5 protein-coding genes and 1 pseudogene are annotated in these 7460 nt (G+C 38.2%); 3 read left to right on the top strand and 3 right to left on the bottom strand.

What is annotated here, in order from left to right; all coding sequences use genetic code 11:
• Together VFS71_RS00370 and VFS71_RS00365 are read right to left on the bottom strand one after the other, a co-directional pair.
• Positions 1 to 265: pseudogene (locus VFS71_RS00370) on the bottom strand (flagellar motor protein MotB); the annotation flags it as partial.
• A gap of 78 nt (positions 266 to 343) precedes the next feature.
• The gene (locus VFS71_RS00365) at positions 344 to 2107 is read right to left on the bottom strand and encodes an Ig-like domain-containing protein (protein WP_326398675.1); all 1764 of its coding nucleotides are present in this window, start codon (positions 2105 to 2107) and stop codon (positions 344 to 346) included.
• A 197-nt stretch (positions 2108 to 2304) separates the two neighbouring features.
• On the opposite strand from VFS71_RS00365, the gene VFS71_RS00360 reads away from it, so the two are divergent.
• Positions 2305 to 2997, top strand: a complete 693-nt coding sequence (locus VFS71_RS00360) for a prolyl oligopeptidase family serine peptidase (RefSeq protein ID WP_326398674.1) — start codon at positions 2305 to 2307, stop codon at positions 2995 to 2997.
• A 496-nt stretch (positions 2998 to 3493) separates the two neighbouring features.
• The gene (locus VFS71_RS00355; RefSeq protein ID WP_326398673.1) at positions 3494 to 4648 is read left to right on the top strand and encodes a hypothetical protein; all 1155 of its coding nucleotides are present in this window, start codon (positions 3494 to 3496) and stop codon (positions 4646 to 4648) included.
• A 66-nt stretch (positions 4649 to 4714) separates the two neighbouring features.
• Here VFS71_RS00355 and hisS read toward each other — a convergent pair whose 3' ends face one another.
• Entirely contained in the window at positions 4715 to 6085 is a 1371-nt protein-coding gene (hisS, locus tag VFS71_RS00350; RefSeq protein ID WP_326398672.1) for a histidine--tRNA ligase, read from the bottom strand.
• A gap of 314 nt (positions 6086 to 6399) precedes the next feature.
• Between hisS and VFS71_RS00345 the strand changes: the two genes are divergently transcribed.
• On the top strand, positions 6400 to 7460 hold a 1061-nt coding region (locus tag VFS71_RS00345; protein ID WP_326398671.1), incomplete at its 3' end, for an ABC transporter permease.

Raw genomic sequence — 7460 nt, 5'->3', positions numbered from 1 at the left:
GCCCTGCTCCTTCTCCATTATGAAAAGTAACCGGAGGAGTCAAATTCGAATTAAGCTGATGTGTTGAACCACGGTAAAAACTATAATTGGTTGCAGCTGCAACACCAAAGTACCAAGAAGGTTTTGTGTAATTAACCTCTTGTGCCTGAAGCTTTGTTTGAGCACTTAAGCACAACAAAGTCAAGAAAAAAAGACTATTTAAGAGAAAACTCTCTGAAATCCACGTTGTATATAATTTTGTTTTAAAACTAATTTTAGTTTTCATTTTATATCTTTTTAGATGTTATTTTTTTATTGAGAAGAATCCCGTTCGAAAACGGGATATACCATTTAGCAATGTTATTTATGGGACATTAATGGTTGTATTTACCATAGTCACAGAGGAGACTAAAGATATTGCTCTTCCGTTAAGTACTGTTTGGTTTGCATTCCCGGCGGTAGAAAAAGTAACACCCGAGTTAGCAATAATAGTTCCAACCATCGTTCCGCCACCAGCGCTGTTGATAGTAGCTGAACTACCTACATACCAAAAAACATTTTTAGCCAATCCGCCGTTTATCATTATTACACTTTTAGCTCCCGTAGGACCTGCAATTCCAACTGTAAGCCCTGAAGCGGTTTGAAAAATCCAAGTGGCATTCGGGTCACCTTGTGCATCGAGCGTCAGATTACCATTACTGATTTTAAAAGTACCACTTGCCGATTTATAAACTCCTGGAGCTAATGTCAATCCGCCTAATTCTCCGGCATTCGGATCTGAACCACCTGGTTTTGATGCAGGCGAAATACTTAAATACGCTGCATTTGCATCAAGTAATCCTTTTTGTGCAGTTGCAAATGAAGTGGCTGTTCCTGGAGCTGGAGGTGCAGTAAATATATCACCTATAACATTTCCAACATTTAAAGGAGTCTCAGTATAAATTACAAGACCATCATGAAATCCTGTAATAAGGGTTGAAGCTGCGGTTGTCCCGATACTTCCATTATTTATTACTGTGTTCAACCCTTGGTTTGTTACCCCGGCGTTTCCACCAAAAGCTCCAAACATAGCAGCAGTACCAAGATTCACGATTATTGCTGCAGGAGGCGCCAGTATAGTCGTAAATTTCCAAACATAGTCACTAGCCAATGGAGTTCCTGCTACATTTTTGGCTCCATTTGTAATTGTTGCTGTATAAACTGTCCCAATTACCAACGAATTTGTTGGGTTAAAAGAAGCTGTAGTACCTGAATAAGAAACCGTTCCTGGAATTATTGTTGTCCCCTGTTTCAAAGTAAATGTGGTTGCATTGATTGTAGAACCATCCATTATGGTATTAAAATTAGCGGTTACCGTTTGATTTAAGGCAACGCTAATCGCATTATTGATAGGATCTGTTACAGTTATCGTTGGTATTGCATCCGTTGTAAAATTCCATACATAATCTGCGACCATTGCAGTATTCAGTGAATTTTTAGCACCTGTAGTTATCGTTACAGTATATATTTTATTGGCTAATAAAGGACTTGTTGGAACAAAAGATACTGTTGACCCTGTATAGATTATTGCTCCCGCTACAACATTAACTCCTTGATTTACTTTAAAAGTTGTGCTGTTTAATGTTGATGGATTCATAGCCATATTGAATGTTGCCGAAATTGTTTTATTCAACGGCACAGCAATGGCATTATTAAGAGGATCTGTTGTAATCACTACAGGTCTCAAAAGTGTCCCTGTTGAAAATGCCCATACATACTCAACCTGCAAAAAATTACCCATTAAGTCTTTTGCCTTAGTAGTAATTCTAGCCGTATAAGTAGTGTTCTCCGCTAGCGGAAGTGTTGGCGTGAATGAGGCAGTATTTCCAGAGTAAGTAACTGTTCCTGCAATAGGAGCTGTTCCTGACACAGTAAACGTAGCTGAAGTAATCGAACTTGGATCCATTTCCTCGTTGAATGTTGCGGTAATGACTTGTCCTAATGGAACATCTAATGCGTTGCTCAAAGGAGTTGTTGATTCAACTATCGGGCATACTCCAACGACTTCTTCAAAATCATCATTTTCGCATCCGGTAATTAATGCAATACATAGTATCGCAAAGGTGAATAGTAAAATTTTAGCTTTCATTTTATTTTGTTTTAAGAATTAGAATATTTTATGAGGCAAAGGTGGTTCTACAGTACTCCAGAAATATTATACAATTGGCACCAAAACTTGTAATATTCACTCTTTTTTACTTTTTTGCTTTTATCCAAAAAAGTTGTCTCCTTTAATTATAAAAACTTAGATTTGCGACCCCATTTCAAAACATTACCCCCAAACTAATGCGATTTTATATTTTATTTTACCTACTTATGCTTTGTGCCATTCCTACTGCACAAGCTCAGCTAAAAGCAATTACAGACCAAACCGATTATCCTTTTTGGATTAATTTGCCCAATCAGGAGGTATTGGACAAAAAAGCGCCTATCATTTTATTTCTGCACGGAAAAAGTCTCTCTGGTACTAATTTGAACCGAGTAAAACGTTACGGAGTAATTCGAGCTATCGAAAGAGGAAAAGAAATACCAGCAATAGTTATTGCACCACAAGTAGCACATGGTGCTTGGAATCCAGACAAGCTTTTAAAACTTTTGGAATATGTCCAAAACAATTACAATACCGATTTATCACGGGTTTATGTATGCGGAATGAGTTTAGGCGGATACGGCACTTTTGATTTAGCCGGTAAATATCCTGATAAAATCACTGCAGCGGTAGCTATTTGCGGAGGCGGAAACACAAAAGACGCTTGCAATCTGGCTACAATTCCATTGTGGGTTATTCACGGAAACAGAGATTATATCGTCCCGCTTTCGGAATCCAAAAAAATGGTCAAGGCCATCCAAACCTGCAATCCAGATGCAAATCTCACTTTCACAATAGTTAAAGGCGGCAATCACGGCAGTGTCGAACATTATTTTAGAGAAGACAAAATCTACAACTGGATGTTGAGTCAAGCTAAATTTATTCCATAAACTATGGATTTGAGCCATAAAATAAGGCTATCTATTTTACACTGACAGCTTTTTTGTTATTAATTGAATGCGTTGGGTGAAATTATTTTTTACCACATAGAAACATAAAATTTATAGTGTTTAAAAAGATTTTGATAGTAGGTTTACTTATCACATAGGCAATTCTATGTAACCCGAGACCGAAGGGCGAACTGACGAAGTAAAAATAGACTTATTCCTATTTATTCTTATAATGATTTGCTATTAAAACTATATGTCTATGTGGTCCATTTTTCATTTTGAAAAATTACGCCCAACGGGTTAATTGATTATAGTTCTAACAATCAAATTCGTCTTAGTCTTGCTGAACTGTAACTGCACATTTTCAAAACAAAACATAAAAGCCTGATTATCTGCATATAAAATCGATATCCTACAAGTTTACCTAACCAATTTCAATTGCATTTCATAGATAAATGACGTAAATTCAACTGTTTAAATTTAAAGATATTTACCTATGAAACAATCACTTACAATAGCAAGCTTCCTAATTCTAATATTTACTCTGACAAACAGCTGTCAGAAAGAAGATTTACAAACAGATCCTCCCCTATCTGAAATAACAGCCAAGAATTCGACCCAAAAACCGGTCTCCCAATCCGGTTACAGTTTAGACCCCAACCCCACACAACTCCAGGTATATGGTGTTTGGCATGCCGGAAACGACTATTGCACTTGGAGTACAGTCCGAAACATGACCGATTTTGACTTGAAAAACCATTGGGTTATTGATCGTGGCGATGGTAATCCGTCTGTAAATCTGGTTATTTTGAGTTTTGTAAACCCTTTAAAACTGTTGAACAATACCTCAATTGACACCCCCCTCAACGGAATTCCAATAGGCATGAACTCTGATATTGTCAATTATTTCAAGATCCGTGGCATCAGAGTTATGCTTTCGATTGGAGGAATAACATACACCAAAGACTGGAATACCGCACTAACACAAAATGCGACTCAACTCGGGAAGAATGCCGCCATAGTCGCCAAAGCCCTTGGCGTGGGCATTGAAATCGATTATGAAGAAAGCAGCAGCCCCAATCTTGTCGGATTACAGAATTTTATAACCGCCTATCGACAAGAATTGCCTTATGATGCATCGGGAAATAATCATGCCGCCCGACTCACCATCGATTTGGCCGCAGGTGACCGCTGGCTGATTGGCATTTGTGCAAAAGCAACAACTGATTGGCTTAGACCTGACCTTTCCGTTCTCGATTATGCCAATGCCATGGTTCCGTCGCGTCAGCCATCAGCCTCGGAAGCCATTACAAACTGGGATGAACATATTGACGGAAAACCCCAATATGTGCCCAAAATCCCTCCATTGGCTCCTTGCAAATTCACAGGTTCGCTTTACATGTCAGGTAGTCAAATAATACCGGAATGCAATAATTTCACCTCCTCAATTACTTACCTGGACAGAGATTACGTTACGCGAATAATGCCCAATGGTGCAGGAACTACCTCAGGAATGCTAGGTTATATGTTTTGGGCGGCCGAATGTAATTCAACCAGACAGGTTTGCACCACAGACTGCAAAGGCGGCATCGGAGAAGGTGCAAAATTTTTCAACATTCCAATTCCCATGACGGCACTCCGACAAAATTGAACTAATCTGATAAGTTGAGCAAATTTCTAAAACTACAAAAGGCAACCATATTTGGTTGCCTTTTTGTTATTTCAAAATCTCTTTCAGCTCTTCTAAGCTTACTTTTTTCTGTTCTCCAGAAACTAAGTCTTTTAAACTATATTGATTGTCATTCATTTCCTCTTCACCCACGATTACTGCATAAGGAATGAATCGTTTATCGGCGTGTTGGAATTGTTTGGCTACTTTGGCATTATCAGGATATAATTCTACTTTGATTCCTGAGGCACGCAATTCTTTTATAGCTTTCATCGAATAGAATGCTTCTTTCTCACCGTAATTAATGAACAAAGCTTTAGACGTAGAAGTTACCGCTTCCGGGAACAATCCTAACTCTTCGACCACCAAATAAATTCGGTCAAGTCCAAAAGAGATTCCTACTCCACTCATATTTTTCAAACCAAAAATACCGGTCAAATCATCGTAGCGTCCACCACCACCGATGGAACCCATAGAAACCGTTTTTGGAGCAGCCACTTCAAAAATAGCTCCTGTATAATAATTCAATCCTCTTGCCAATGTTACATCAAGATCCAAACTAGCCGTTGACAATCCTAAATTGATAACATTGTCACAAATGAAACGTAGCTCTTCAACACCTTTCATCCCTTCGGCTGATGCAGAAAGCAAAACAGACAATTTCTCGATTTTCTCAGATATGGTTCCCGTAAAATTGAATAATGGTTGGACTTTGGCAATCGCTTCCTCGTCAATTCCTTTTTCAATCATTTCTTTCTTTACGCCATCCTCACCTATTTTATCAAGTTTGTCTAGGGCTACCGTAAAGTCAATCAGTTTATCCGATGCGCCAATAACTTCAGCAATTCCAGAAAGTATTTTTCGGTTATTGATTTTAATCGTTACTCCTGCTAAACCTAATGCAGTAAAAACAGAATCGTACAATTGTACCAACTCTACTTCTTGCCACAAAGATTTAGACCCCACAACATCGGCATCACATTGAAAAAATTCTCTGAAACGTCCTTTCTGAGGACGATCGGCACGCCAAACTGGTTGGATTTGGTATCTTTTGAACGGAAACTCGATTTCGTTTTGGTGTTGTACCACATAACGTGCAAACGGAACAGTCAAGTCATAACGCAAGGCTTTCTCCGAAATACTGGATGTTAATCGTGTACTGTCTTTGGCTTCCAGGTGAGTTTCATTGGCTTTTGCCAAAAAATCACCCGAGTTTAATATCTTAAAAATCAATCGGTCACCTTCTTCTCCGTATTTCCCCATTAAGGTTTCGGAATTTTCAAATGAAGGAGTTTCTATAGGTTGGAATCCAAATTTCTCGAAATTACTTTTTATGATTTGGATAATGTATTGTCTTTTTGCCACCTCAGCAGGTGAAAAATCTCTGGTTCCTTTTGGAATACTCGGTTTTGATGCCATTTTTTAATTTTAGATTTTAGATTTCAGATTTTAGATTTCAGATTCAAGTAAAACTTTCTTAATCGAAAACATAATCCTCTATATCACTCTGCAAATATCTTACTTTTAAAATAATTCCGTTTGAAAAATTTGTGATTTAATTTAATGCTTCTTTAATAACGGAATGCCCTAGCCCAGATAGAAGCGATATCCTTTTATGCCGGGGTTCGGCATAAAAGATATAGCGGATAGCTGGAAATAGCTCCTTACAACTATTTAGGCTAATTTCTCAAATGATATTTGTAACAAAAATTGTATTTTAGTGTCAAACGACTATGATGCTAAAATTATTCAAAGAAAATATCCGAATCGCATTTGGTTCCATTCGAACTCAATTGTTGCGAACCATTTTGACGGTAATGATTATTGCCATTGGTATAACTGCCTTAGTTGGAATCCTAACCGTTGTTGCGGCGCTGGAGAACACTTTATCCTCCGATTTTGCTTCGATGGGAGCCAATACTTTCAACATTAATCAATACGAAAATACCTCTCGAAGACGCGGTGGCGGGGAACGCGAAATCATAAATCCTATTATTTCCTATCCCGAGGCGGTTGCTTTCAAGAATAAATACAATTACCCATTGACCGAAACGTCTCTATCTTTTACCGCGACATCGATAGCCGAAGTTAGATACGAAGCCCTAAAAACTGATCCCGAAATAAATGTTTTGGGTGTTGATGAGCATTTTTTGACCAACTCGGGACTTGAAACCGATATGGGGCGAAACTTTACCAATTTTGACATTTCCAACAATACTTATACTTGCGTGGTAGGTTCCGATTTTAAAAAAGGAATTCTAAAAGATGTAAACCCCATTGGCAAAATTCTTTCGATAAGAGGGGCAAAATTTAAAGTAATCGGTATCCTAAAAGAAAAAGGATCCACCTTTGGGAATAGCCAGGATTTAAGGATTTTAATTCCCATACAAGTTGCCCGTTCCTTATTTACTGCTCCCAACATCAACTATACTTTGAGTGTTATGGTTGGCAAAAAAGAACTATTGGACCAAGCTATTGACAACGCCAACAGCACTATGCGCAGAGTCCGAAAACTAAGCCCTATAAAAGACAATAATTTTGCCTTAGTACGAAGCGATGATTTGATTAACAGAATCCTAAGCATCACCAAATATCTTGGCCTTGCATCGTGGCTCATCGGGATTATCACCATACTTGGGTCGTCTATTGCCTTGATGAATATTATGATTGTTTCGGTAACCGAACGTACCCGTGAAATTGGAGTCCGAAAAGCATTGGGAGCAAAAAAAACAACCATTGCCTTTCAGTTTTTTATAGAAACCTTACTGATTGGGCAATTAGGTGGTTTGGTCGG

This window comes from Flavobacterium sp. (assembly GCF_035760125.1).
Taxonomy (GTDB): Bacteria; Bacteroidota; Bacteroidia; order Flavobacteriales; family Flavobacteriaceae; genus Flavobacterium.
The sequence above is the reverse complement of the archived record's forward strand: the minus strand, read 5'-3'. Positions and strand labels throughout refer to the sequence as shown.